21 protein-coding genes are annotated in these 26,563 nt (G+C 72.4%); 8 read left to right on the top strand and 13 right to left on the bottom strand.

Features of this window, described 5'->3' with window-relative positions; genetic code table 11:
- Positions 1 to 43 precede the first annotated feature (43 nt).
- Positions 44 to 1,738 (bottom strand): protein kinase domain-containing protein, encoded by a 1,695-nt coding sequence (locus ABD347_RS00455; protein WP_344355075.1) that lies wholly within the window; start codon positions 1,736 to 1,738, stop codon positions 44 to 46.
- 345 nt (positions 1,739 to 2,083) lie between these two features.
- Between ABD347_RS00455 and ABD347_RS00450 the strand changes: the two genes are divergently transcribed.
- The 6 genes from ABD347_RS00450 (at position 2,084) to ABD347_RS00425 (ending at position 10,081) form a co-directional block, all read left to right on the top strand.
- Positions 2,084 to 3,709 (top strand): protein kinase domain-containing protein, encoded by a 1,626-nt coding sequence (locus tag ABD347_RS00450; protein ID WP_344355072.1) that lies wholly within the window; start codon positions 2,084 to 2,086, stop codon positions 3,707 to 3,709.
- 500 nt (positions 3,710 to 4,209) lie between these two features.
- A complete protein-coding gene (locus ABD347_RS00445) occupies positions 4,210 to 4,863 on the top strand; it encodes a hypothetical protein (protein WP_344355069.1) in 654 nt (217 codons plus the stop codon).
- Between the two features lie 95 nt (positions 4,864 to 4,958).
- Entirely contained in the window at positions 4,959 to 5,588 is a 630-nt protein-coding gene (locus tag ABD347_RS00440; RefSeq protein WP_344355066.1) for a PadR family transcriptional regulator, read from the top strand.
- Positions 5,589 to 5,795: 207 nt separating this feature from the next.
- Positions 5,796 to 6,578, top strand: coding sequence for an ABC transporter ATP-binding protein (locus ABD347_RS00435; protein ID WP_344355063.1), 783 nt, complete (start codon positions 5,796 to 5,798; stop codon positions 6,576 to 6,578).
- The gene (locus tag ABD347_RS00430) at positions 6,575 to 9,439 is read left to right on the top strand and encodes an FtsX-like permease family protein (RefSeq protein WP_344355061.1); all 2,865 of its coding nucleotides are present in this window, start codon (positions 6,575 to 6,577) and stop codon (positions 9,437 to 9,439) included. Before ABD347_RS00435 ends, ABD347_RS00430 begins: the two co-directional genes overlap by 4 nt.
- Before the next feature lie 99 nt (positions 9,440 to 9,538).
- Positions 9,539 to 10,081, top strand: a complete 543-nt coding sequence (locus ABD347_RS00425; protein WP_344355059.1) for a bacterial proteasome activator family protein — start codon at positions 9,539 to 9,541, stop codon at positions 10,079 to 10,081.
- A gap of 277 nt (positions 10,082 to 10,358) precedes the next feature.
- On the opposite strand, the gene ABD347_RS00420 is transcribed toward ABD347_RS00425, so the two are convergent.
- The 7 genes from ABD347_RS00420 to pdhA form a co-directional block, all read right to left on the bottom strand.
- Positions 10,359 to 11,345 carry an NAD(P)H-quinone oxidoreductase gene (locus ABD347_RS00420; RefSeq protein WP_344355056.1) on the bottom strand — a complete coding sequence of 329 codons (987 nt, stop codon included), beginning with the start codon at positions 11,343 to 11,345 and terminating at the stop codon, positions 10,359 to 10,361.
- 10 nt (positions 11,346 to 11,355) lie between these two features.
- The gene (locus ABD347_RS00415; protein WP_344355054.1) at positions 11,356 to 12,438 is read right to left on the bottom strand and encodes a potassium channel family protein; all 1,083 of its coding nucleotides are present in this window, start codon (positions 12,436 to 12,438) and stop codon (positions 11,356 to 11,358) included.
- Positions 12,435 to 13,772, bottom strand: a complete 1,338-nt coding sequence (locus ABD347_RS00410) for a molybdopterin molybdotransferase MoeA (protein WP_344355051.1) — start codon at positions 13,770 to 13,772, stop codon at positions 12,435 to 12,437. The genes ABD347_RS00415 and ABD347_RS00410 overlap by 4 nt, the downstream gene beginning before the upstream one ends.
- Positions 13,769 to 14,716 (bottom strand): NTP transferase domain-containing protein, encoded by a 948-nt coding sequence (locus ABD347_RS00405; protein WP_344355049.1) that lies wholly within the window; start codon positions 14,714 to 14,716, stop codon positions 13,769 to 13,771. Before ABD347_RS00405 ends, ABD347_RS00410 begins: the two co-directional genes overlap by 4 nt.
- A 94-nt stretch (positions 14,717 to 14,810) precedes the next feature.
- Positions 14,811 to 16,322 (bottom strand): dihydrolipoamide acetyltransferase family protein, encoded by a 1,512-nt coding sequence (locus tag ABD347_RS00400; protein ID WP_344355047.1) that lies wholly within the window; start codon positions 16,320 to 16,322, stop codon positions 14,811 to 14,813.
- A complete protein-coding gene (locus ABD347_RS00395; RefSeq protein ID WP_344355044.1) occupies positions 16,322 to 17,347 on the bottom strand; it encodes an alpha-ketoacid dehydrogenase subunit beta in 1,026 nt (341 codons plus the stop codon). The genes ABD347_RS00400 and ABD347_RS00395 overlap by 1 nt, the downstream gene beginning before the upstream one ends.
- Positions 17,347 to 18,480 carry a pyruvate dehydrogenase (acetyl-transferring) E1 component subunit alpha gene (pdhA, locus tag ABD347_RS00390; protein ID WP_344355041.1) on the bottom strand — a complete coding sequence of 378 codons (1,134 nt, stop codon included), beginning with the start codon at positions 18,478 to 18,480 and terminating at the stop codon, positions 17,347 to 17,349. Before pdhA ends, ABD347_RS00395 begins: the two co-directional genes overlap by 1 nt.
- 197 nt (positions 18,481 to 18,677) lie before the next feature.
- Between pdhA and ABD347_RS00385 the strand changes: the two genes are divergently transcribed.
- Positions 18,678 to 19,190 carry an Lrp/AsnC family transcriptional regulator gene (locus ABD347_RS00385; protein WP_344355247.1) on the top strand — a complete coding sequence of 171 codons (513 nt, stop codon included), beginning with the start codon at positions 18,678 to 18,680 and terminating at the stop codon, positions 19,188 to 19,190.
- Between the two features lie 197 nt (positions 19,191 to 19,387).
- Here the strand turns inward: ABD347_RS00385 and ABD347_RS00380 are convergent, their stop codons facing one another.
- Together ABD347_RS00380 and ABD347_RS00375 are read right to left on the bottom strand one after the other, a co-directional pair.
- Positions 19,388 to 19,981 carry a TetR/AcrR family transcriptional regulator gene (locus ABD347_RS00380; protein ID WP_344355039.1) on the bottom strand — a complete coding sequence of 198 codons (594 nt, stop codon included), beginning with the start codon at positions 19,979 to 19,981 and terminating at the stop codon, positions 19,388 to 19,390.
- A gap of 16 nt (positions 19,982 to 19,997) precedes the next feature.
- A complete protein-coding gene (locus tag ABD347_RS00375) occupies positions 19,998 to 21,512 on the bottom strand; it encodes a 3-hydroxyacyl-CoA dehydrogenase (protein ID WP_344355036.1) in 1,515 nt (504 codons plus the stop codon).
- Between the two features lie 123 nt (positions 21,513 to 21,635).
- Here ABD347_RS00375 and paaN point away from each other — a divergent pair, with 123 nt between their 5' ends.
- Entirely contained in the window at positions 21,636 to 23,330 is a 1,695-nt protein-coding gene (gene paaN, locus ABD347_RS00370) for a phenylacetic acid degradation protein PaaN (RefSeq protein WP_344355033.1), read from the top strand.
- A 133-nt stretch (positions 23,331 to 23,463) separates the two neighbouring features.
- On the opposite strand, the gene ABD347_RS00365 is transcribed toward paaN, so the two are convergent.
- The 3 genes from ABD347_RS00365 to ABD347_RS00355 are packed head-to-tail and all read right to left on the bottom strand — an operon-like array spanning position 23,464 to position 25,972.
- The gene (locus ABD347_RS00365; protein ID WP_344355031.1) at positions 23,464 to 24,120 is read right to left on the bottom strand and encodes a TrmH family RNA methyltransferase; all 657 of its coding nucleotides are present in this window, start codon (positions 24,118 to 24,120) and stop codon (positions 23,464 to 23,466) included.
- Positions 24,117 to 25,331 carry an HTTM domain-containing protein gene (locus tag ABD347_RS00360; RefSeq protein ID WP_344355028.1) on the bottom strand — a complete coding sequence of 405 codons (1,215 nt, stop codon included), beginning with the start codon at positions 25,329 to 25,331 and terminating at the stop codon, positions 24,117 to 24,119. The genes ABD347_RS00365 and ABD347_RS00360 overlap by 4 nt, the downstream gene beginning before the upstream one ends.
- On the bottom strand, positions 25,328 to 25,972 hold the full coding sequence (locus ABD347_RS00355) for a DUF5819 family protein (RefSeq protein ID WP_425575539.1): 645 nt from the start codon (positions 25,970 to 25,972) through the stop codon (positions 25,328 to 25,330). Before ABD347_RS00355 ends, ABD347_RS00360 begins: the two co-directional genes overlap by 4 nt.
- Positions 25,973 to 26,563: the final 591 nt, after the last annotated feature.

Genomic DNA, 26,563 nt, shown 5'->3' with positions numbered 1-26,563 from the left:
TACCGGCGGCTCAGCCGCCTTCGTCGCCGCGCGTGCCCGTGGCTCAGCCGCCGCCGGCGCCCGTGGTGGTCGCGCCCTGGTCGGTGGTCCCGCTGGTCGTTCCACCCTGGTCGGTGGTCCCGCTGGTCGTCCCGCCCTGGTCGGTGGTCCCGCTGGTCGTCCCGCCCTGGTCGGTCGTACCGCTGGTCGTCCCGCCCTGGTCGGTCGTACCGCTGGTCGTCCCGCCCTGGTCGGTCGTACCGCCGTCGGTGGTTCCGCCCTGGTCCGTACCGCCGTCCGTGGTACCCCCCTGGTCGGTGCCCTCGGTGGTGCCGGGGGTGGACGGCGTACCGCCGGTCGGCGGGGGCGGGTTGTTGGTCTTGGGCTCCGACGGGTCGGGGTTCCAGCCGCCCCAGTTGCCGCCGTTGCCGCCGTTCCCGCCGCCCGTGGAGCCGCCCGGGTCCTCCGTCTTCTCGTCCGTCTTCTCGTCGGACGGCGTGGGCTTGGTGGTGTCGCCGGGCTTGGACGGCGCGGTGGAGGCCGGGGGCTTCTCCTTGCCGTCGTCCGCGGGCTTCTTGGTCTGGTCGAGCGCGTACGCCACACCCGCCACGATCGCGATCAGCGCGAGCGCCGCGAACAGCCACACCTTGCCGCGGCCGTTCCTGCGGCCCTGCCCGCCGTCGTACGCGTAGGCGCCGTCGTCGGGGTTCACCGGCGGCAGGATCGGGCCCTGCGAGGTGTCGCCGTGCATCGGACGGCCCATGGCGGCGGTCGCCGCGACACCTCCGGCCGGGATGCCGCCGCCCTCGTGCATATCGACCGGCCCGGTGTTCCAGGTGCCGGTGTGGCTGCCCTGCTGCTGGAGCATCTGGAGCCCGTACTGGACCAGGCCGCGCATCTCCTCAGCGCTCTGGAACCGGTCGTCCGGGTCCTTGGCGAGCGCGCGCATGGCCAGACCGTCCAGCTCCGGCGGGGCGACGTCGGAGACCTCCGACGGCGGGACCGGGATGTCCTGGACGTGCTGGTACACCACGGACAACGGTGTCTCGCCGGTGAAGGGCGGCCGCAGCGCGAGCAGCTCGTACAGCAGGCAGCCCGTGGCGTACAGGTCGGAGCGGTGGTCGACGGCCTTGCCGAGGGCCTGCTCCGGCGAGAGGTACTGCGGGGTGCCCATGACCATGCCGGTCTGGGTCATGGTCGACTGCGCGCCGTGCAGGGCGCGCGCGATGCCGAAGTCCATCACCTTGACGGCGCCGCTCTGCGTGATGATCACGTTCGCGGGCTTGATGTCACGGTGCACGATGCCGTGCTGGTGCGAGTAGGCGAGGGCCTCCAGCACACCGGAGACGATGATCAGCGCCTGCTCGGGCGGCGGCGCCTCCGCGTTGATCAGCAGGTCACGGATGGTGCGGCCCTCGACCAGCTCCATCACGATGTACGGCACGGACTGGCCGTTCACCACGTCCTCGCCGGAGTCGTACACGGCGACGATGGCGTGGTGGTTCAGCCCGGCGACGGACTGGGCCTCGCGGGTGAAGCGGGCCTTGGAGACCGGGTCCTCGGCGAGGTCCGCACGGAGCAGCTTCACGGCCACGGTGCGTCCCAGCCGTACGTCCTCCGCCGCGAACACCTCGGCCATGCCGCCGCGGCCGAGACGATGGGTCAGCCGGTAGCGGCCGTCCCCGACGAGTCCGCCGGCGCCCCACTCGGCGGCTTCCGGCGCTCCTCCGCCGCCGCCTGCCTCGGATTCGGATGCCATCAGTCCTCGCCGTCGTTTCTGTCCGCTTGCTCTGCGCGTGCGGTGTGCCGCCGTGTTTTAAGGGGTACTACGCCACGTCACGCTACAGCCTCCGCGCGCCGCGCCGGTTCGAGATTGACCGGCCATCCAACCGGTTCCCCGTACGCCTGTGCAAATCTCCCGCCGGATCCATGGCGGTCCGGTACGGGTCCGGTAACACTTCCGAGACGCTTGTTGTGCGTACGGTCACGGATCGGGCACCCGGCTTGACGTGTCACTGCCCTCGGGCAGACTTGGCCCGTAAAAACCGGATCACCGCGATCCACCGCGGCCACCGGGGACGCGCGCGCACGGGGGAGCAAGATCATGAGCCAGGACGGCGCACAGGGCCGCTATGCGGGCGGCTCGGTGGCGGGCGGCCGGTACCAGCTTCGCGACCTGCTCGGTGAGGGCGGCATGGCGTCCGTGTACCTGGCGTACGACAGTGCGCTGGACCGGCAGGTCGCCATCAAGACGCTCCACACGGAGCTGGGGCGCGAGCAGTCGTTCCGGGAGCGCTTCCGCCGTGAGGCGCAGGCCGTCGCCAAACTCCAGCACACCAACATCGTGTCGGTCTTCGACACCGGCGAGGACGACCTCGGCGGCTCGCTGATGCCGTACATCGTCATGGAGTACGTGGAGGGCCAGCCCCTCGGATCGGTGCTCCAGGCCGACATCCAGGCGCACGGCGCGATGCCCGCCGAGAAGGCGCTCAAGGTGACCGCCGACGTGCTCGCGGCGCTGGAGACCAGCCATGAGATGGGCCTGGTCCACCGGGACATCAAGCCGGGCAACGTGATGATGACCAAGCGCGGCGTGGTCAAGGTCATGGACTTCGGCATCGCGCGCGCCATGCAGTCGGGCGTCACGTCGATGACGCAGACCGGCATGGTCGTCGGCACGCCGCAGTACCTCTCGCCGGAGCAGGCGCTGGGGCGCGGCGTTGACGCGCGCTCCGACCTGTACTCGGTCGGCATCATGCTGTTCCAGCTGCTGACGGGCCGGATCCCGTTCGACGCGGACTCGCCGCTGGCCATCGCGTACGCCCACGTGCAGGAGGAGCCGGTCGCGCCGTCCTCCATCAACCGGTCGATCACCCCGGCCATGGACGCGCTGGTGGCGCGTGCGCTGAAGAAGAACCCGAACGAGCGCTTCCCGAGCGCCGCCGCCATGCGCGACGAGTGCCTGCGGCTGCTGTCGGCGGGCCAGGGCCAGACGGGCGCGCCGGTCATCGTCCAGGGCGCGCCGCACGCGAGCAGCGGCGCGGGCGTCGGCTCGGCGGTGTTCCCGCCGGTCGACCACACCACCCCGGCGCCGGGGCCGCACAGCGTCCAGACGCCGTACCAGCCGTACGGGACGCCGGCGCCCACTCCTTCGTACGGTTACCCGCAGCAGCCGCAGCAGCCGCACCCCCAGCAGGCTCCCGCCTACCAGACGCCCGCCCCGCCGCCGTACACGATGTCCCCGCAGGCCGGGTCCCCGGCGCCGTCGAGCGGCGGGGGCAGGAGCAACATGCCGGTCATCGTGGGGGCGGTCGTGGTCGCCCTGCTCGCGATCGGCGGCCTCATCACGGTCCTCTCCCTGAACGGCGACGAAGAGGACCCGGGCGCACAGGCGGGCGGTGGCGGTGCGAGCCAGTCCGCCGAGGGTTCCCAGGCGGGCCACAAGCCCCCGGAGCGCCACCGGACGATGAAGACCACCAAGTGCACCGACGCCCCGGAGGACACCGACGACCCGGCGAAGGTCCAGGCGCCCAGCTTCACCTACAAGGACGTCATCTCGGTGAAGAGCTGCATCCAGGCGGCGGGCTGGAAGTTCAACATCAAGGAAGTGGACGACCCGCAGTTCGCCGAGGACCAGGTGATCACCCAGTTCCCGACGGAGGGCACCGCCGTGATCCCCGGCAACCAGACCTTCGAGCTGACCGTCGCGACGGGCGACCCGGGCCAGTGACCCCGCCACCCCGCGTGCGCCAGCCGCCGGGGGGCGCCGGGGGGCGGGTTCGTCCGGGGGCGGGTTCGCCCGGGCGGGCAAGTGACGTGTGGACGGGCGGGGTTCGCCCGGGCGGGCGCGTGGCGTGCGGGTGGGCGGGTCGCCCGGGCGGGGCCTGCGGACGGGCGAGTCGGCGGCGTGCAGCGGGCGGGCGGGGCGACTGGACCGGCTGCGGTGCGAGCGAGCCGGGCGCCCGGCCGCCGGTGCCGCATCCGGCATCCGGAGGCGAGCGGGCGGCGCGGCTGCCGGAGTCGCCCGCATTGAGCGACCGCGTGCGGTGGCCGGGCGGCGTGGTTGGCGTCGCGTCCCGGGACTGAGCGTGGACGGTCGTCCCCGGCGTAACTCCTGTGGGTGGCTGTGGAGCCGCCCGGGATGCCGGGGTGCTGCCACCGTGTGAGGCTGAGTGCGTTGTGGAGCCGGTCGACGGCTCCTGGCGGCTCGGCACAGGAGGGGGTCACCCGGTGGCTCCAAGGCTCGAATCACGGTGTGCGACGGCGGTCGCGGGTCTGTTGCTGGTCGCGTCCTCGGCATGGGGCGCCCCGGCCGCGTACGCGGACCAGACCGGGCCCGCCGAGGAGCCCGGCGTGGGGCTCGTCCGGCCCGGTGACGGTTCCTCCGGCGCGCCCTCCGCCGCCGCCCCTTCCGCGTCGCCTTCGGCCTCCGGGGCGGGCACCGGCACCGGCACCGATACCGGGACCGCGCCCGGTGCCGTGCTGGGGCCGACGCGGGACGCCGTCGCCTCGCCCTCCCTGGCCGGGCGGCCCGCCGGTGAGGGCCGGCAGCGGCCCGGGCGGCCGGCGTCGCCGTCCGTGAGCCCCTCCGACGACGCGTCGCCGGGTGCGGCATCCGGTTCGGCCGGCCCCGCACGTACCAGAACGGCAACAGCGCCGGAGCTGCCGTGGGGGGAGGAGCCGGAGGCCGAAGCAGTACCCGAGACGGAGTCGCCCGCGGTGGCCGACCCGCCGCGCTCGCCGCCCGCCGCCGCCTACGAACCGGCCGCCCAGACCGCGGACACCCTCGCTGACCGGCAGGTTCCGGTACTGACGCTGGGTGTCGGGCTCGCCATGATGGGCCTCGGGCTCGGTTTCCTCGGCCTGCGCATAAGGCGCCGCTGACCGCCGCCGTACCCCGGCGTCCCTCTCACGACGGACGCCGCACCTCCCTCTCAGGTCGCTTGTCGGCGTCGACATACTCGGTATACATACTGAGTATGTCCATCCGGCACGGGCTCCTCGCCCTCCTCGAACGCGGCCCGCGCTACGGCTCGCAACTCCGTACGGAGTTCGAATCACGCACGGGCTCGACCTGGCCCCTCAACGTCGGGCAGGTCTACACGACGCTCAGCCGTCTGGAGCGCGACGGCCTGATCGGGCAGGACGGTGAGGACGAGGCGGGCCACGCCCTCTACGCGATCACCGAAGCCGGTCGGGAGGAGCTCAAGGTCTGGTTCGAAAGACCGGTCGACCGCACCAGCCCGGCCCGCGACGAGCTGGCGATCAAGCTGGCCATGGCGGTCGGCGCGCCCGGGGTCGACATCCGGAACGTCATCCAGGCGCAGCGCCGTCACACCGTCAAGGCGATGCAGGACTACACCCGGCTCAAGGCGCAGGCCCTCACCGCCGTGGAGAGCGGGGCGGAGCGGGAACGGGACGACGTGGCGTGGCTCCTCGTCCTGGAGCAGCTGATCTTCGCGACGGAGGCGGAGGCGCGGTGGCTCGACCACTGCGAGGCCCGCCTGATCCGGCTCTCCACCACGGCTCACCCGCCCGGTGCCGTCGCTCAGACCGCGCCACCGCGCGTGCCGGGGCCGGGTCGGGCGGCGTCCCGCCCGGGAGCATGACCAGCCCCCGGCGGCCCGTGCCGCGGCGCCGGCTCTGACCGGCACCACCCATCACGTACACCCGCACTCGTACCCGGCGCCCGAGTACCACCGCTCCGTCTGGCCGGCGCCGCTCCTGACCATCCGACCATGTGTCGCCTTTCCGTACGCATCCGCTCCGTACGCCCGCGCGCCGCCGCGTGCGTACGCCAAGGGGGAACCTGCTCCATGTCATCACCATCCCGCTCGCCCCAAGAGCCTCAGAAATCGCTGCCTCAGCAGCACCAGCAGCCCGTGCTGCAACTTCAGGACCTGACCCGTGTCCACGGTTCCGGCGCCACCGAGGTGCACGCCCTGCGTGGTATCGACCTGGACGTCTTCCCCGGTGAACTCGTCGCCGTCATGGGCCCTTCGGGTTCCGGCAAGTCGACGCTGCTCACCATCGCCGGCGGCCTGGACACCCCCAGCTCCGGCCGGGTGATCGTGGAGAACACGGACATCACCGCCGCCGACCGCAAGACGCTCGCCGCCCTGCGCCGCCGGAGCATCGGGTACGTCTTCCAGGACTACAACCTCATCCCGGCGCTCACCGCCGCCGAGAACGTCGCCCTGCCGCGCGAGCTCGACGGCGTCTCCGCCCGCAAGGCGCGCCGTGAGGCGCTCGCCGCACTGGAGGAGATGGACCTCGGCCACCTCGCCGACCGGTTCCCCGACGAGATGTCCGGCGGCCAGCAGCAGCGCGTGGCGATAGCCCGGGCGCTGGTCGGAGACCGGCGGCTCGTCCTCGCCGACGAACCGACCGGCGCCCTGGACTCCGAGACCGGCGAGTCCGTGCTCGCACTGCTGCGCGCCCGCTGCGACGCGGGCGCGGCGGGCGTCCTGGTCACCCATGAGCCCCGGTTCGCCGCGTGGGCCGACCGCGTGGTCTTCCTGCGGGACGGCGCGGTCGTCGACCAGACCATACGAAGCGACGCCGACTCCCTGCTCACGGGCCGGGCGGCCGAGCGGTGAACAACTGGTTCCATTCCTGGCGCGCCGCGGTGCGCATCGCCCGCCGTGACGCCTGGCGCTTCAAGGGCCGCAGCTTCCTCGTCCTGGCGATGATCGCTCTGCCGATCATCGGCGTCAGCGCCGCCGACCTGACCCTGCGTACGTCGGAGCTGTCCACCGAGGAGACGCTGGCCCGGACGCTCGGTGCCGCCGACGCCCGGATCATCGACCCCGACTACGGCGGAGTGCCGATCCTCCAGCATCCGGTGCAGGAAGACTCCACGCCGGCGGGCAACTACGACAACAAGCCGTGGCCCGAGGGCCGTACGGATGTCACAAAGGCCTTTCCTGCGGGCTCCACGGTTCTGACGGACTCCGCCGGTGCGGGAAAGATCCGCACCGCCCACGGGATCCTCCAGACCGAGATCAGGGAGCTCAAGGCCGCCGACCCGATGGCCAGAGGCATCCTGACCCTCCAGGACGGCCGGTTCCCCGAGAAGGCCGACGAGGTCGCCGCGACCACGCACTTCCTGGAGGCCAGCGGGCTCGGTCTCGGCTCGACGGTGGCCGCACGGGGACTCGACCGCGAGTACCGCGTCGTCGGGTCGTACGAGCTGCCCAATGAGCTCAAGGCCGACCAGCTCAACGCGCTGCCCGGGGCCTTCCTGGACCCGCTGGGCAAGGCGCTGGACGCGGCCGGTATGCCCGGAACGGGCAAGAGCACGACGCACCTGCTAGCCCTGCCCCGTTCGACGGATGCCGATGGTTTCACGTGGAACATGGTCAAGGAGGCCAACGCCAAGGGCGTCATGGTGATCTCGCGTGCGGTCGCCCTCGACCCTCCGGCCGACTCCGACGTACCGCTGCTCCAGCGGGAGGGCTGGGGCGACTACGGCGACAGCGCCGCTGCCAAAGCCGCCGCGCTCGCGGCCGCCGGAACGATCGTCGGCCTCGCGATGCTGGAGATCTGCCTGCTCGCCGGTCCCGCCTTCGCCGTCGGCGCCCGCCGCTCCCGGCGCCAGCTCGGGCTGGTCGGCGCCAACGGCGGCGACCGCCGGCACATCAGGGCGATCGTCCTGGCCGGTGGCCTGGTCATCGGTATCGCCGCGGCCGTCGTCGGCACCGTGCTCGGGCTGCTCCTGACCTTCCTGCTCCAGCCGGTGCTGGAGGACTACATGGGCCAGCGCTTCGGCGCCTTCGACGTCCGGCCGTTGGAACTGCTCGGTATCGGCCTGATCGCCGTGCTCACCGGCCTGCTGGCCGCCGTCGTGCCGGCCGTCACCGCCTCCCGCCAGACGGTGCTCGCCTCGCTCACCGGCCGCCGTGGGGTGCGCCGCAGCAGCCGTGTCCTGCCCGTCGTGGGTCTGATCGCCGCCCTGCTGGGAGCCGCGATCGCGCTCTACGGGTCGGTCGTCTCGGACCAGTTCATCATCGTGGCGGGCGGCAGTGCCCTCGCCGAGCTGGGTGTCGTCGCGCTGACCCCCGCCCTGGTGGGTCTGTTCGGGCGCACCGGCCGCTGGCTGCCGCTCTCGCCGCGCCTGGCGCTGCGGGACGCGGTGCGCAACCGGGGGCGTACGGCTCCGGCCGTCGCCGCGGTGCTGGCCGCTGTCGCGGGTACCGTCGCCGTGGCCACCTACCAGGCGAGCGACGACGCCCAGCAGCGGGCGGCGTACGAGGCCCGGCTGCCCCACGGCGCGGTCTCCGTGGTCCTCGGGGAGGGCGGCGGCCGGGACGTCCTGGCGGTGCGCGACACGGTGCAGAAGAACCTGCCCGTCGAGGTGCGGGCCGATGTGGACCGGATCGTGGTGGGCAAGGCCACCTGCGAGATGTACGCGGACGCCGAGGGCTGCGGCCGTCACGAGGTCGTCATCCCCAAGGCCAACCAGTGCCCGCTGTGGGTGTACATGCCCGATGGCTCGGATGCGTCCGACAAGTACACCAAGGCCGAGCGCCGTAAGCTCGCCCAGGACTGGCGCTGCAAGGAGACGCCGAGCATGGCGTACACCGAGAGCGGCCTGGTCGTCGCCGACGCCAAGCTGCTGAAGGTACTGGAGATCGAGGACCCGGCGGCCGAGAAGGCGCTCGCCGAGGGCAAGGTCGTGTCGTTCTCCCGCACGATGGTCGACGCCAAGGGCAAGCTGGGCATCAAGCTGATCACCGACCCCGCCAAGGCCGAAGAGGCCATGGCCAAGGGTAAGGAAGCGCCGGGCCAGGTGAAGTCGTTCGACGTGCACCAGGCCGCACCCGGGACCGAGTCGTACGGCCTGGCGGGCATCGTGCCACCGGCCGCCGCCAAGGCGGCGGGCATCACGACGGTGCCGTTCGGGGCGTACTTCTCGACCGAGAGGATGCCGAGCACGGAACAGCGTCAGAAGCTCGACGACGAGCTCTCCAAGACAGGCGCTTCCGTCGACCTCCATGTGGAGGAGGGGTTCGTCAGCGAGAACAGCATCGTGCTGCTGTCGCTGACCGTCTTCGCCGGGCTGATCACCATCGGTGCGGCCGGTATCGCCACCGGTCTCGCCCAGGCCGACGCGGAGGCCGACCTGAAGACCCTGGCCGCGGTCGGTGCTCCGCCGCGGGTGCGACGGACGCTGAGCGGCTTCCAGTGCGGGGTGGTCGCCGTGATGGGTGTGCTGCTCGGTTCGGCGGCAGGCGTTCTGCCGGCGATCGGGTTGCGACTGACCGAGCGGCGCCAGCAGATGAGCTGGTACGAGCAGGCCCTGGACCTCGGCGGCCTGATGGAGAGGCCACAGGTGCCGATCATCGTGCCGTGGGGGACGCTGGCCGCGCTCCTGGTCGCCGTCCCCGTGGGCGCCGCACTGCTCGCCGCTCTGGTCACGCGGTCGCGCGGGGCCCTGGCCCGTCGCGCGGCGGCGTAAGAGGCGTCGTCCGGACGGTTGTGCCCCCGTACGAGGGTGGATCACCCTCGTACGGGGGCAGACCGTGTGATGACGCACCCGTGCGAGAGAATGGCTGGCATGGAGATGCCGAGGAATGAACGGTCGCACGAGAACCCTCAGATCCTGGTCGTAGGCCAGGACGGAATGGCGCTCGGCGGCGGTGACGGTGACGACGAGTCGCGCGAGGTCCCGGTGACGGAGATGGTGGAACAGCCCGCGAAGGTCATGCGCATCGGCAGCATGATCAAGCAGCTACTGGAAGAAGTCCGCGCGGCGCCTCTCGACGAGGCCAGCCGGGTGCGCCTCAAGGAGATCCACGCCGGCTCGGTGAAGGAGCTGGAGGACGGCCTGGCGCCAGAGCTGGTGGAGGAACTCGAGCGTCTCTCCCTGCCGTTCACGGACGAGGCGATCCCCTCCGAGGCGGAACTGCGCATCGCCCAGGCCCAGTTGGTGGGCTGGCTGGAGGGCCTGTTCCACGGTATCCAGACGGCGCTGTTCGCCCAGCAGATGGCGGCGCGCGCACAGCTGGAGCAGATGCGCCGGGCGCTGCCGCCTGGCGCGCCGACCGATGACGACGACGGCCACGGTCACGGTGCTATCCGCTCCGGCCCGTACCTGTAGCCGACGGCCCCGGGCCACGGCCCGACGCAGCCGAAAGCGGCTCACAATCAGAGCCGTTCGGGTCGACTCAGGGCGGCTCGTCAGCCCCAGGGGCCCGGCACACCGTGCGTGTGCCGGGCCCCGGGCGTGTGCCGAACGGATTTCCGAGGGCCTGCCGGAGCTTGCTCAGAGGGCGTGCGCATCGCGTTCCGCGCGGTGTGCTTGTGCGCGCACTGAGCGGGTGCTGACCGGACGGGCCGCCGACGGGAGCTCGGCTGACGGCATCAGGCGGACGGCGTCAGGCGGACGGCGCGACCAGCAGCACCTTGCCCACGTGAGAGCTCGACTCCAGCGTGCGGTGCGCCTCCGGCGCCTCCGCCATGGGGAAGGTACGGTCCACGACCGGGCGGACCGAGCCCGCACCGACCAGCGGCCAGACGTGCTCGCGGACCGCCGCGATGATCGCGGTCTTCTCGTCCAGCGGCCGCTTCCGCAGGGACGTCGCCGTCACCGCCGCGCGCTTGTTCAGCAGGGCGTTCAGGTCAAGCTCGGCCTTCCGCCCGCCCTGGAGGCCGATCACCGCGAGTCGCCCGTTCACCGCGAGCGCCTTCACGTTCCGCTCCAGGTACTTGGCGCCCATGATGTCGAGGATGACGTCCGCGCCGGCCCCGTCCGTCGCCTTGTGCAGTTCCTCGACGAAGTCCTGCTCGCGGTAGTCGATCAGGATGTCGGCGCCCAGCTCGGCGCAGCGCGCCAGCTTCTCCGGGCCGCCCGCCGTCACCGCGACTCGTGCGCCCACCGCCTTGGCGAGCTGGATGGCCATCGTGCCGATACCGCTGGCGCCTCCGTGCACCAGCAGCGTCTCACCGGGCCGCAGGTGGGCCACCATGAACACGTTCGACCAGACCGTGGCGGTCACCTCGGGCAGCGCCGCCGCCGTCACCAGGTCCACGCCGTCCGGCACCGGCAGCAGCTGCCCCATCGGAACGGCGACCTTCTCGGCGTAACCGCCGCCCGCCAGCAGCGCGCACACCTCGTCACCGACAGCCCATCCGGCGACCCCCGGCCCCAGCGCCGCGATACGACCGGAGCACTCGAGGCCCGGGTAAGGGGAGGCGTCGGGCGGGGGGCTGTAGAAGCCCTGCCGTTGCAGGAGGTCGGCACGGTTGACGGCGCTCGCCGCCACCTCGACGAGAACTTCGCCCTCACCGGGCACGGGATCGGGCACCTCGGCCCAGACGAGAGCCTCAGGGCCACCGGGTTCGGGAATCGTGATCGCATGCATGGCCGCGAGGCTACTCCGGCGGCGTCCTCAAAGGCGGCACACTCCGCGCCCGTACGATCGTGATCAGCCGGTCGGTCAGCTGCAACGGGCTCGCCGCCGGATCGTCGTAACCGAGCAGCCGGTGTCCGCGCAGCACACTGATCACCAGGTCGTCCGTCTCCCGCACGCTCTTGCCCACCTCGGCCTTTATGACCGGCCGTTCGACCAGGTCGAGACCGGTGCCCTGCTGGATCAGGTCCTCCATCACCGTGCCCGCGCTGGGGCTGAGCACGGACAGGCCCAACAGGCGGCCGGCGGCGCTCGCGCTGGTGATCACGGCGTCAGCGCCGGACTGGCGCAGCAGCGGTGCGTTCTCCTCCTCGCGCACCGCTGCCACGATCTTGGCGCCGCGGTTGAGCTGGCGGGCGGTGAGGGTGACCAGGACGGCGGTGTCGTCGCGCTGGGTAGCGATGACGATCTGCCGGGCGCGCTGCACCTCGGCGCGCAGCAGTACGTCGCTGCGGGTCGCGTCGCCGATCACGCCCGTGAACCCGTCCGCGTTCGCCGTCTCGATGACCTTGCTGTTGGGGTCGACGATGACGATCTGGTCCTTCTTCAGGCCAGTGGCGCACAGGGTCTGGATCGCCGACCTTCCCTTCGTACCGAAGCCGATGATGACGGTGTGGTCGCGCAAGGTGGTCCTCCAGCGATTGAGCCGCCACTGCTCGCGGGTCCGTTGAGTGAGGACCTCGAGAGTGGTGCCGACCAGGATGATCAGAAACAGCACGCGCAGCGGCGTCACCAGCACCACGTTCACGAGCCGTGCCGCGTCGCTGTAGGGAACGATGTCGCCGTAGCCCGTCGTGGACAGGGTCACGGTCGCGTAGTAGATGGCGTCGAGGAGGCTGACCGTCTCATCAGCGCCGTCGCGGTAGCCGTCTCGGTCGAGCATGACGATCACGACGGTCAGCGCGAGGACGGACAGCGCCATCAGCAGCCGCTTGACCACCTGCCGCAGGGGCCGTTGGACGATCGGATTCGGCAGCCTGATGTGGCCGCTGACGAGATGCTCGTCAGCTCCGCGCGCCATCGCGTCCTGGCCAGGAAGTTTCACGTGAAACACCTTCCGGTGGTCGCCGCCCAGGGCAGGTCGAGGATCTCCAGCACGTCACCGGCCCTGGCGCCGCCCGGCGGGACGACCGCGAGACCGTCCGCCGCCGCGATTCCGCGCAGCATGGCCGGTCCGTTGTAGTGCAGCGGTACGACGAGCGGGGACGCGGGCCCAGCCGGCCGGCCCCCGGCGCCGTGGCCGGCGGGCTGTCCGGTGGCGCGTCCTCCGGCGTGGGCGACCGGCACCAGCCGCGTGTCGTGCGGGTGGCCGTGCACCTCGTCGCGGACGGTGGCCCGGTACGGCTCCGGGGCCCGGCGACCCGCGAGGCCGCGGAGCAGCGGCTCGGCGAGCGTGAGCAGGCCCGAGACGGCCGCGAGCGGGTTGCCGGGCAGGCCCACGAGGTACCTGGCCGGAGTGAGCCGGGCGAGCAGCATGGGATGGCCGGGGCGGACCTTCACGCCGTCGACCAGTAGCTCGGCGCCCGCCTTGTCGAGGACGGGGTGCACATGATCGACGGGTCCCGCGGCGGTGCCTCCGGTGGTGATCACCACGTCCGCCTCGGTCCCACTCACCGCCGCGTACAGCGCGTCGGCGTCGTCGCCGATGCGCCGTGTCACGGTCACGTCCGCGCCGAGCGCGCGAAGCCAGGGGGCGAGCATCGGGCCGAGTGCGTCGCGAATGAGCCCGTCGTGCGGCAGACCGGCCGTGAGCAGTTCGTCGCCCAGCACGAGCACATCGACGCGTGGGCGTTCGACGATACGCAGCTCGTCGTACCCGGCGGCCGCGGCCAGGCCGAGGAGGGCGGGGGTGACGGGTGCCGAGGCCGGCAGCAGCTGGTCGCCCGAGCGGCATTCCTGTCCACGCGGCCGGATGTCCTGCCCATGCGTCACGTCGCGCTGGGCATGCAGATGCCCGGTGGCGTCCGCATGGGAGTGTTCGCTGCGGATCACGGCGGTGGCGCCGGGCGGTACACGGGCTCCGGTGGCGATGCGTACCGCCTCGCCGTCGGGGAGCGGAGGTGTCTGCGCGTGGCCGGCCAGCACGGAGCCGCCTTCGCGGACGCGCCAGGGGCCGGGGCCCGCGACAGCCCACCCGTCCATGGCCGAGGTGTCGAACGACGGCAGGTCGGTGAGCGCGGCCAGCGGCTGGGCGAGCACACCGCCGAGTGCCTGTCCGAGGGGCACCCGCCGCGTCCCGGTGGGGCGGGCGGCGCCGAGGCGGGCGGCGAGGGCCCTGGCTTCGCCCCAGGGCGTGGCCCGGTGCCGTTCCGGTGTGCGGACCTCTGGCCCGAGCAGGGCGAGCGCTTCGTCGACGCCGTCGTCTTCCGGGTCGGTCATCTGTCGCCGGTCCCACTCTCGGTGCCGGTGCCGGTGCCGGTCCCCCGGCCAGTACCGGTCTCGGTGCCGGTGCTGCCGGCCGCTTCGCCGGGGGCACCGTCGGCCTCGGCCGCCCAGCGGTCGGCGAGGGCCGATGCCCTGCGCGCGGCGTCGGCCACCGCCTGCGAGACGGCTTCGGGACCGTCCCCGGCCGCCTTGGCCGCCGCGTAACCGACCAGGAAGGTGGTGAGCGGCGCGGCGGGCCGGGCGACGCCGTGCGCGGCGTCGCGGGCGAGGTCGAGCAGGACGCCGGTGTCGACGTCCAGGTCGACGCCGAGCTCGGCCTTGACTGCGGTGATCCATTCGTCCAGCACGTTCCCATGCTCCCTGATCGTGGCCCGGGCCGTGGCGATGTCTTCCCAGGTGTCGCAGTCGAAGGAGGCGAGGGGCCCCGACGGGATACGGAGGAGTCGCAGTTCCTGCGTGAGAAGGCGCAGCGGCAGCCCGGTGAGGTTGCCGTGTTCCGCTGCCAGGAGTGCGAGTTCGCGGCGCAGCGGCTCGGTGCGGTACGCGGCGACGAGCGGCTGGTCCCGCCCGTCGGGGTCCACGGACAGGACACCCTCCGCGTCCCGGTCCGCCAGCGCGTCGACCAGCGTCCTTACGCCGCCGTCCCGGAGGAACGGCAGATCGCCGCTCAGGACGACCACGGTGTCGGCCTCCACGTGCCGCACACCGGCCGCCAGCGCGGCCAGCGGTCCGCTGCCGGGCGGCTCCTCCCGTGCCCACACCACAGGGCGCACGGTAGCCCGCCGCCCGCCCACCACGACGGCGCGTCCGGCCTCGCGGCAGGCCCCCAGCACGCGGTCGAGCAGGGTCCTGGCGCCGACACTCACGCCCGGCTTGTCCACGCCACCGAGCCGCCTGGCGGCTCCCCCGGCGAGTACGACGACGTCAAATGGGGTCACGGCACCAGTATCCCCAGGGGTGCTTCCCCGCCCGCCGCCGGGGCCACCGGGCCGGGGCGCGTGGCCCCGTGCCCTCACGGCGGAATCACACGGGTCACAGGGTTCGCAGCAGCACCGCCGGTTGTTCCACGCAGTCGGCCACGTACCGCAGGAAGCCACCGGCCGTCCCTCCGTCGCACACCCGGTGGTCGAAAGTCAGTGACAGCTGGACGACCTTCCGGACGGCCAGTTGGCCCTCGTGCACCCACGGCTTGGGGACGATCCGGCCGACGCCCAGCATCGCCGCCTCCGGGTGGTTGATGATCGGCGTCGAGCCGTCGACCCCGAACACGCCGTAGTTGTTCAGCGTGAAGGTGCCACCCGTCAGGTCGGCGGGTGTCAGCGTCCCGGCCCTGCCGGCCTCCGTCAGGCGGGTGAACTCCGCCGTCAGGGACTCCGCCGTGCGGTTGTGCGCGTCACGGACGACGGGCACGACCAAGCCCCGGTCGGTCTGCGCCGCGAAGCCCAGGTGCACCTCGGGCAGGCGCACGATCTCCCGCGCGGCCATGTCGACCCTGGAGTTGAGCTCGGGGTGACGCGCGAGTGCGGCGACGCAGATCCGGGCGAGGAGCGCCAGCAGGGAGATCTTCGGCCCACCGGCCGCGTTCATCGCGGCGCGGGCGGCCATCAGTTCGGTGGCGTCCGCGTCGACCCAGCACGTGGCGTCGGGGATCTCGGTCCGGCTGCGGGCCAGCTTGTCGGCGACCGCACCGCGTACACCGCGCAACGGCACCCGCTCACCGGCGCCGCCCGGCACCGCCGCCACGGCGGGCGCGGGCGTCTCCTCGGCCCTTGGGGCGGCCACCGCCCGTTCCACGTCCGCCCGCAGGATCAGGCCCTCGGGTCCGGAGCCCCGCAGCCGGCGCAGATCGACGCCCTTCTCCCGCGCCAGCCTCCGCACGAGCGGGGAGATCACCGGGACCGGCCCGTCGGCAGGCGCGGGGCTCACCGGCGCGGCCATGGGCGCCGCACCGGCCGGGGCCGGTACCGGACCGGCCGGAACGGAGGACGCCGGTGCCGGGTTCGCCGGTGCGGGAGCCGTGCTCGCCGGTGCTGCCGAGCCGGCCGTGTCCCGCCGGACCCTGCGCCTGCGCGCCGCCGGGGCGGCTGTCCCGTACCCGACGAGCACGTTTCCCGAACCCTCCGTGGCCGGGCCCGACGCGTGGGACGTCCCCGGCCCGTCGGCCGGCCCGGACCCATTGGCCGACACCGACCCAGTGGCCGGCCCGGGCCCAGTGGCCGGCACCGACCCGTCGGCCGACGGGGACCCGCCCGCCGGTCCCGCCGGGTCGGTGGCGGAACCCGCTCCGGGGGCGGAGGTGGCACCGACCGCCACCGTCAGGAGCGGCGCCCCCACGGGCAGTTCGGCTCCCTCCTCGCCGAACCGCGCGGTGACCACGCCCCCGTAGGGGCACGGCACCTCGACCATCGCCTTGGCCGTCTCGACCTCGACGACCGGCTGGTCGACGGCGACGACGTCCCCGACGTCCACCAGCCAGCGCACGATCTCCGCCTCGGTGAGGCCTTCCCCGAGGTCCGGCAGCTTGAATTCCAGCACCTGGGCCATCAGCTCCCCGCCTCCCACTGCAGTCGCGCCACGGCGTCCAGGATCCGGTCCACGCCCGGCAGGTGGTGCCGCTCCAGCATCGGCGGCGGGTAGGGGATGTCGAACCCGGCGACCCGCAGCACCGGCGCCTCCAGGTGGTGGAAGCACCGCTCCGTCACGCGGGCGGCGATCTCCCCGCCCGGTCCGCCGAAACCGGTCGACTCGTGGACGACCACCGCACGTCCCGTGCGCCGCACCGAAGCGCAGACCGTCTCATCGTCGAACGGCACCAGCGACCGCAGGTCCACGACCTCGAGGTCCCAGCCCTCCGCCCGCGCGGCCTCGGCGGCCTCCACGCACACCGGCAGGGACGGCCCGTACGTGATGAGCGTGGCGCTGCGGCCCGTCCGCCGCACCACCGCGCGCCCTATCGGCTCGACCGGGTCGGGCGCGTCCGGCGACCACTGGGCCTTCGACCAGTACAGCCGCTTGGGTTCCAGGAAGACGACCGGGTCGTCGGAGGCGATCGCCGCCCGGAGCAGCCCGTAGGCGTCGGCGACCGTCGCGGGCGTGACGACATGGAGCCCCGGAGTCGCCATGTAGTACGCCTCGGACGAGTCGCTGTGGTGCTCGACGCCGCCGATCCCGCCGCCGTACGGCACGCGCACCACGATCGGCAGCGGCATCGCGCCCCTGGTCCGGTTCCGCATCTTCGCGACATGGCTGAGGAGCTGCTCGAACGCCGGGTAGGCGAAGGCGTCGAACTGCATCTCGACGACCGGGCGCAGCCCGTACATCGCCATGCCGACGGCCGTGCCGAGGATGCCCGCCTCGGCGAGCGGGGTGTCCGTGCAACGGTCCTCGCCGAACTCCTTGGCGAGACCGTCGGTGACCCGGAAGACGCCGCCGAGCGTGCCGACGTCCTCCCCCATGACGTGGACGGACGGGTCCTCGGCCATCGCGTCGCGCATGGCGCGCTGGAGCGCCTGGGCCATGGTGGCGGGCTTGGTGGCGGGCTTCGTCGCCGCGTTCGCCACGGTCGTCATCAGGCATCACCCTCGGCATCGAGCTCGGCGCGCAACTGTGCTTCCTGCTCCCGCAGCTGTGGCGTCGGCTCGGCGTACACGTGCGCGAACAGGTCCATCGGGTCGAGCTCGGCGTCGGCGTTCATCCGCTCCCGCAGCCGCGCGGCCATCGCCTCGGCGGCCTCGGCGGCCCGCCGTGCACCGTCCTCGTCGAGGATGCCGCGCTCGGTCAGCTCCTCCTCCAGCAGCCGGATCGGGTCGTGGGCACGCCAGGTCTCGACCTCGCCGTCGCCCCGGTAGCGGGTGGCGTCGTCGGCGTTGGTGTGGGCGTCGACGCGGTACGTCACCGCTTCCACGAGGGTCGGCCCGCCGCCGCGCCGGGCGCGTGCGACCGCCTCGGAGAGCACCTGGTGCACGGCGGGGGCGTCATTGCCGTCCACGAGCCGGCCCGGCATCCCGTATCCCACGGCCTTGTGGGCGAGGGACGGGGCCGCGGTCTGCTTGGCCAGCGGGACGGAGATCGCGAAGCCGTTGTTCTGCACGAGGAAGACGACCGGGGCCTGCCAGACCGCCGCGAAGTTCAGTGCCTCGTGGAAGTCGCCCTCGCTGGTGCCGCCGTCGCCGACCATGGCGAGCGCCACCACGTCGTCGCCCTTGAGGCGCGCGGCGTGCGCCAGGCCCACGGCGTGGGGCAGCTGGGTGGCGAGCGGCGTGCACAGCGGCGCCACGCGGTGCTCGTGCGGGTCGTACCCGGTGTGCCAGTCACCCCGCAGCAGGGTCAGGGCCTGGACGGGGTCGAGGCCGCGCGCCACGGCGGCGAGGGTGTCGCGGTACGACGGGAAGAGCCAGTCCCGGTCCTCCAGCACCAGGGCGGCGGCGACCTCGCACGCCTCCTGGCCGGTGCTCGACGGGTAGACCGCCAGCCTGCCCTGCTTGGTGAGGGCCGTCGCCTGCGTGTTGTACCGGCGGCCGCGCACCAGCTCGGCGTGGAGCCGGCGCAGCAGCTCGGGTGCGAAGCCGGTCACCGCGTCCGTGCCCAGCACCCGGAACGGCTCGGGGTCCGGGAGCAGCGGTGCGGGGTCGGTGCGCGGCTTCCACGCCGGGGGCGGGGTGGGCCGGTAAGGGGCGGCACCGGGCAGCTCTTGGACCGTCATGACAGCACCTCCTCGTGGGAGCGGGCATAAGACCCGAAGGGGGACGCGACTGTGACGCGCCTCACCTACCGATTGTTCGGTCGTGGCGGCATTTTGGCTACAGGCGCCTTCGGTCTGTGGACAAACGGTTCTCCACAGCCTGGGATAGAGACAGGTCGTCCATGGATGAGAGGCGGGGGGACATGGCAGCTGAACAAATGGCCGACGGCAGGGATCAGGGGCCTCCGGGCGACGACCAGCAGGCGCCGCCGAGGCCGCTCGACGCGATCGACCGCGACATTCTCCGTATCCTCCAATCGGACGGGCGCGCCTCGATACGGTCCGTGGCCGACCGTGTCCATGTGTCTCGCGCCAACGCCTACGCGCGGATCAACCGGCTGATCGAGGACGGGGTGATCCGCGGTTTCAGCGCGCGGGTGAACCACGAGCGGGCGGGCCAGGGCGCCTCCGCGTACATCACGCTCAAGATCGTGCAGAACTCCTGGCGCACGGTCCGCGAGCAGCTCCAGGCGTTGCCGGGCGCCGCGCACATCGCTCTGGTGAGCGGGGACTTCGACGTGCTGCTGCTGGTGCACACGCCGGACAACCGCACGCTGCGCGAACTGGTCCTGACCAGGCTTCAGGCGATTCCGGAGGTGCTCTCCACGCGCACGCTGCTGGTCTTCGAGGAGACGGACGTCGGCCGCCGGGCCCTGACGGACGAGCTCTGACGCGCGAGCGCTGACCGGCGGGGCCTACGGTCGGGGCCGATGGGTGAGGTCCGCCGGTCGGGGCCGATGGGTGAGGTCCGACGGACGGGGCCGACCGGTGGCCTCCGGCGGACGGCACCGACGGGCGGGCTCCCGCGGACAGGGCCTCGCAGGGCGCCCGTCCGTCAGGTGCGCTCAGCCACGCCGCCGACGCCGGTTCAGTGGCTCGTCCGCAGGCCGTCGAAGGCCAGGTGGACGACGGTCTCGACGACCTGCCGGCGCTCGGCGTCGCCACCCGGCTGCGGCCGGTACCACTCCACCAGTGAGTTGACCATGCCGAAGAGCAGCCGGGTGGCCAGCCGTATGTCCACGTCGGCGCGCAGGTCGCCGTCGGTGGCGGCCGCCTTGAGCAGGTCCGCCACCCGGTGATCGAACTCCCGGCGGCGCTCCAGGGCCCACCGCTCGGTCCTGGTGTTGCCGCGTACGCGCAGCAGGAGCGTCACGTACGGCAATTCGTCCATCAGCACCTCGACGGTGCGCCGGGTCACGTACTCGACCTGTTCGATGGCCCGTCCGCGCGTGGCGCCGGGTTCGTCGAGGACCGCGAACAGGCCGTCGAGGGCCCGGCTGACGGCACGCCGCAGCAGCTCCTCCTTGCCCGCCACATGGTGATAGATCGAGGACTTGGAGATACCGGCCGCCTTGGAGAGGTGCTCCATGGACGTGCCGTCATAGCCGCGCTCGTTGAAGACGCGGACCGCGACCGAGAGCAGCGTCTCGGGGGTGTACGTGTCGCGCTTGGCGGTGGTCATCGGCTGCCCTTGCCCTTCATCGCGCCGCCCTCTCCTCGTACTCGCGGCGCACGACGCCGAGGCAGGGGGCGTAGCGGCCGGTGGGGTAACGCGTGTGCAGGGAGCCGAGCAGATCGGACACGTTCTCGTAGCCGAACAGGGCGGCCCACTCGAACGGACCGGCCGGGTAGTTCACGCCGAGGCGCATGGCGGTGTCGATGTCCTCGGCGGAGGCGACACCGCGGTCGACGGCGTCCACGGCGAGGTCGACCAGCATCGCGACGGTACGGGCCACGATCATGCCCGGGACGTCACCGATCACCGTGACCTCCTTGCCGAGTGCCTGGAAGAGGCCGACGGCCTCTTGGAGGATCTCGGGCGAGGTGGTCGGGGCGGTGGCGAGCGCGATCCGGGTGGCCGAGGTGTAGTCGTGGGCGAGGTCGAAGTAAATGATCTCGTCGCCGTCGTACTCGAAGACCGCCTCGCCGTCCGCGAGAGTGAGGTGGCCGCCGCCCGGCAGGATGATGTGGTTGCCGCGCCTCTGGCGCCTGACCTTGATGCCCGCTGCTTCGATCATCGCGACGAGCGGCTCGGCGTGGCCGAGATCGCCGTGGACGGTGACCTTAGCGGGCGGAGGTGCGGGCGCCTCCGTTCGGGGCGCGGGGCGCTCGGCACCGTCGCCGTACGCGTACCAGCCCTGGCCCGTCTTGCGGCCCAGGCGCCCCGATTCGACCAGGCGCCGCTGCGCGAGGGACGGGGTGAACTTCGGGTCCTGGTGGAAGGCGTCCCACACCGATCGCGTGACGGCCTCGTTGACGTCCTGGCCGATCAGGTCGGTCAGCTCGAACGGCCCCATCCTGAAGCCGCCGCAGTCGCGCAGGACGGCGTCGATGGTGGCCGGGTCGGCGGCCCGCTCCTCGTAGAGGCGCAGCGCCTCCGCGTAGAAGGGGCGGGCGATGCGGTTGACGATGAAGCCCGGGGTGTCGGCGCAGCGCACCGGTGTCTTGCCCCACTCCTTGACGGTGGCGTACGCGCGCGTGGCGGCGGTCTCGTCGGTCGCGAATCCGCTGACGACCTCCACGAGCGGCAGGAGGGGCGCCGGATTGAAGAAGTGGAGTCCGACGAAACGTCCCGGCAGGCGCAGGCCTCCCGCGATGGCGGTGACGGACAGGGAGGAGGTGTTGGTGGCGAGCAGGCAGTCGTCGGCGACGGTCTTCTCCAGCTGCGCGAACAGCTCCTGCTTGACCGTGAGCCGCTCGACGACGGCCTCGATCACGAGTGCGGCGTCGGCGAGGTCGCCGAGAGTCTCCGCCACGTGCAGCCGGCCGACCGCCGCGTCCCGCTCGTCCGGCGACATCCGGCCCTTCTCGACGAGCCGGTCGAGACGTCCGGAGATGGCTTCGGCGGCCTGCCGGGCACGGTCGGGCGAGGTGTCGTGGAGGCGTACCGGGTGGCCGGCGACCAGGGCGACCTGGGCGATCCCCTGCCCCATGGTGCCGGTGCCCACGACGGCGACGGCGCGGCTCCGCTCGATGGCCATGTTGTCGGTCATGACAGTGATCCTCCCCGATGAGCTGTCCACAGGTTCGGGAGACCCCCTTGTCCCGACCGATCGTTCGGTTACTCTAGCTCTGTCCGCCTGTCCCTGCCCAGCTCGACGAGGAGTTGGTCCGTCATGGCCGCCGCTCAGCTCACCTCCGACCTCCTGACCGAGAGGCACCGCTCCACGCTGGAACAGGCCCTCGAAGCCATCCGCACGCGGGCCTACTGGTCCCCGCACCCCGAGCACCCGAAGGCGTACGGGGAGAATGGCTCGCTGAGCGCCGCCGACGGCCTCGAAGCCCACAAGGCCACTCTCGGAACGCGCTTCGAGCTGGACCAGCCGGGCACGGACGGCTGGACGGGCGGTGAGGTGTCGCCGTACGGCCCGGAGCTGGGCGTGGAGTATCCGCACGCCGACGTGGACGTGCTGCTGCCCGCGATGCGCGCCGGCATGGCGGCCTGGCGGGACGCCGGACCCGAGAGCCGCGCCCTGGTGTGCCTGGAGATCCTGGCCCGCATCGGCGCCCGTACGCACGAGTTCGCGCACGCGGTGATGCACACCAGCGGCCAGGCGTTCATGATGGCGTTCCAGGCGGGCGGGCCGCACGCGCAGGACCGCGGCCTGGAAGCGGTGGCGTACGCGTACGCGGAGCAGGTCCGCACCCCGCTGGTCGCCGACTGGTCCAAGCCCCAGGGCAAGCGGGACCCGCTGGAGCTGCGCAAGGCGTTCACCCCGGTACCGCGCGGCGTCTCGCTGCTGATCGGCTGCAACACCTTTCCGACGTGGAACGGCTACCCGGGTCTGTTCGCCTCCCTGGCGACCGGTAACCCGGTCCTGGTCAAGCCGCACCCGCGGGCCGTGCTCCCCCTGGCGCTGACGGTACGGGTGGCGCGCGAGGTGCTGACCGAGGCCGGTTTCGACCCGAACCTGGTCGCGCTGGCGGTCGAGCGGCCGGGCGAGGGCATCGCCAAGGACCTGGCCGTCCGCCCGGAGGTACGGATCATCGACTACACGGGGTCGACCTCCTTCGGCGACTGGCTGGAGGCGAACGCCCGGCAGGCTCAGGTCTACACCGAGAAGGCGGGTGTCAACACGGTCGTGGTCGACTCGACCGACGACTACAAGGGGATGCTGTCCAACCTGGCCTTCTCTCTGTCCCTGTACAGCGGCCAGATGTGCACCACCCCGCAGAACCTGTTGATTCCCCGCGACGGCATCACCACGGACACCGGCCCCAAGTCGTACGACGAGGTGGTCGCCGACCTCTCGGCCGCCGTGAGCGGGCTGCTGGGCGACGACGCCCGGGCGAACGCCCTGCTGGGCGCGATCGTCAACCCGGACGTGAAGGCCCGTCTGGAGGCGGCCGCCGGGCTCGGCGAGGTCGCACTCGCCTCGCGCGAGGTCGCCAACCCCGACTTCCCCGACGCCGTCGTCCGGACTCCCGTCCTGATCAAGCTGGACGGCTCCAAGCCGGACGCGGAAGCGGCGTACATGTCGGAGTGCTTCGGTCCGGTCGCCTTCGCCGTCTCGGTCGAGTCCACGACCGACGCACTGGAGCTGCTGCGACGCACGGTGCGGGAGAAGGGGGCGATGACCGTCGGCGCGTACACGACCTCACCGGACGTCGAGCGTGCCGTCGAGGAGGTCTGCCTGGAGGAGTCGGCTCAACTGTCGCTGAACCTGACGGGCGGGGTGTACGTCAACCAGACCGCGGCGTTCTCCGACTTCCACGGCTCGGGCGGCAACCCGGCGGCGAACGCCGCGCTGTGCGACAGCGCGTTCGTGGCCAACCGCTTCCGGGTCGTCGAGGTGCGCCGCCCGGCGTGACGGAGGCGGGTCCCGCTGGTCCGGCCCGGTACGTCCGGCCCGGCGTACCAGCCCGGCGTACCGAGCCGGTCGCAGCGGGCCGGTCGTACGGGGCCGGGCGCGCGGCCGGTGCCAGGCGGAGGTCGGGCGGAGATCAGGCTCCGGGCTCGGGGATCTCCGCGTACCGCTGCACCCAGGCGTGCATGGCGATCGCGGCGGCCGCCCCGGCGTTGATCGACCGAGTGGAGCCGAACTGGGCGATGGAGCAGACCATTGCCGCGTGTTTGCGGGCCTCGTCCGTGAGGCCGGGGCCCTCCTGCCCGAAGAGCAGCACGCAGCGGCGCGGCAGTTCGGTCCGCTCCAGTGGCACGGCACCGGGAAGGTTGTCGATCCCGATGATCGGCAGTCCCTCGGCGTGCGCCCAGGCCGTCAGCGACTCGGTGTCCGGGTGATGGCGCACGTGCTGATACCGGTCGGTGACCATGGCGCCTCGCCGGTTCCAGCGCCGCCGGCCCACGATGTGGACCTGGTTCGCCAGGAACGCGTTCGCGGTCCGGACGACGGAACCGATGTTGAAGTCGTGACCCCAGTTCTCCACGGCCACGTGGAAGTCATGCCGCCGGGTGTCCAGATCGGCGATGATCGCCTCGCGCCGCCAGTACCGGTAGCGGTCGACGACATTGCGCCGGTCGCCGTCGGCGAGCAACTCCGGGTCGTACCGCTCGTCCTCCGGCCACGGCCGGGGATGCGGGCCGACGCCGACCTCGGGGCTGTAGCCGTCGTCGTACTGGAGGGGGATCTCGCTGCTCACCCCACGAGGGTACGGGGGCCCGGCTCCTCGGCGGCGGGCCGCCGGCCCGGCGGTACGCGCCGGGTGCCCGGCAGCAGCCGGTCACGGCCGCGCCGGACGCGGGCGCCCAGCCAGAGCAGGAACACCGTCGGCAGGAAGACCGCGTCGGCGGCGATCATGGCGAGCGAGAAGAACGGCAGACCGAGCAACAGCGCGATCCCGGCGTGCTCCAACATCATCGCCACCAGGAGCACGTTCTTCACCCGCCGGTTGAACAGGGTGAAGGGGAAGGCGACCTGGACGAACACCGTGCCGTAGGTCAGGACCATCACCATCAGCCCACTGGCGGCGAGTACGTCCGACAGAAAGGGCCAGGGGGTGAAGTAGTCGAGCTTCAGCGGGTAGTAAAGCGCCGTGCCGTCCTGCCAGCGGGATCCCTGGATCTTGTACCAGCCCGCCGTGGCGTAGATCAGGCACACCTCGGCCATGATCACGACGAGGGTGGCGTTGTGGACGAGGTTGGCGAGGACGTCGGCCAGCACACGCGGCTCTCCGGGCGCGTACCGGCACACCAGCCACCACAGCCCCTGCGCCGCCCACAGCATCCACAACAGCACCAGAAGCCATGGCTCGCCGGTCCGGTCGATGAACAGGGTCGCAGCGACCAGTCCGAAGGCGAGCACCACCCACATCACCGGCCCCAGCGGGTCACGCGTGGGTCCTGGGCGGGCCGCGCGGCGGGCGTCGACGGACCAGACCCGACCGCATCGGGTCAGGACGAGGTAGATGGCCATCAGATGGACGACGTTGTCGCCGCCGTCCCCCATGAAAATGGAGCGGTTCTGCAGCGACAGCACGCCGACCATGAACAGCACCGACATGGTGCGGGTGCGCCAGCCGATCAGCAGCAGGACGCTGGACAGCACGGCGAGGGCGTACACGGTCTCGAACCACACGGTGCTGTCCGACCACATCAGGACCGTGAACGCGTGGTTGTTAGCGATCAGCTGCTGGCCCATGTCCCAGGACCAGGGCCCGTCCGGCCCGTACAGCTCGTGGCGGTGGGGGAACTCGCGCAACAGGAACAGCAGCCAGGCGGCGGCGAAGCCGATACGGACGACGGCGGCCTGGTACGGGCCGAGGGCCGCGGCGGTGACGCGCTGGATGGCGCGGGCGAGCCGGCGGTCGAGCGGCTCCGTACGGGTACGGGTACGGGTGTCGCTCCGGTTCACTTGTCCGCCTCCGTACGGCCGCCGCTGACGCCACCGGGAAGGTCGGCGGCGGTGACCGTCCACCAAGGGAGCACACGGTAGTAGGGCCGGGTGTCGGGTTTCTCGTCGCTCCAGACCGGAGCCTCGACACCTTGTGTGGCGGAGCGGACTTGTATCCGCTCGATCCTGCCGCCCAGGTGGTGGCCCTCGAGCCGCAGCATGGCGATACGCCGGATGTAGCGCTCGGAGAGCTGTCCGCGCATCCCGTTGGGCCGGTTGTCGTTGGTGTGCGAGTTCACGAAGAAGTCCCAGCCCCTGCGGAGCTCGTTCTGGTTCACATGGCTGGGGAGGAGGTTGCCCCGGATCGCTTCCCCGTCGTCGGCGGAGAGGTCGATCCAGCCGGTCGTCCTCCGCCCGCCGTCGCTCCCGACGACCTCGGCACGGGCGTGGACGGCGATGTTCTGCTGGAGCGGGTTGGGGGCGAAGAGCTTCCAGTTCTGCTCGAACTCGGGGAACACCCAGTCGTCGACGGCCTCGCCGTGCTGCTTGGTGATCGTGTTCGAGGGTGCGACGTGCAGGAACGCCATGGCCAGGTGCACACAGGCGAACATCGCCACGACGGCGAGCGAGACGGCCGCCACTACCTGGTACGGCAGGGACAACGCGGTTATCCCCGCGGCCCCCGATGCCCCCGATGGCCCCGACGCGCCTCCGGTGCCCGCGCCTTCCCTCTCGCCGGTCACGGCCACGGCCACGGCTCCGGTCCCCGACCCGGGATCAGCCGCATAGCTCTCCGGCGCGGAGCCGGGACTCGGCGCGGAGCCGGAGGAGAGCGAAGGGCCGGGATTCGGCGAGGGGCCGGAGGAGAGCGAGGGGCCGGAGGAGAGCGAAGGGCCGGGATTCGGCGCCGGGCCCGGGGGGAGCGCGGGGCTCCTCACCGACCAGGACGGGCCGGCGGCACGATCCCGCGGAACCGCCCGGCCATCCGCTGCCGGGCTGCCGGACCCCGTGCCGGAGCCCCGACCGGGTGCGGTGCCGGGCTCCGTGCCGGAGCCGGGTGCGGTGCCGGGCAGGGGGGCGGGAGCCTCGGGCGTCGCCCGATCGGCGTAACGGGCGTCCGGGGATGCGGGCGGGGCGTCGCGGGCCGACGCAGAACCGGCCGCGGGGCCGGATTCCGGGCCGGGAGCCGCAGCGGAGGCGGCAGGGGCCGGAGAGGTCGCGGGGTCGGACCCTTCCGCGTCGGTGGCGCGCCG

This window comes from Streptomyces gobitricini (genome assembly GCF_039532985.1).
Lineage (GTDB): Bacteria > Actinomycetota > Actinomycetes > Streptomycetales > Streptomycetaceae > Streptomyces > Streptomyces gobitricini.
This window is presented reverse-complemented; position numbering and strand designations above follow the sequence as displayed.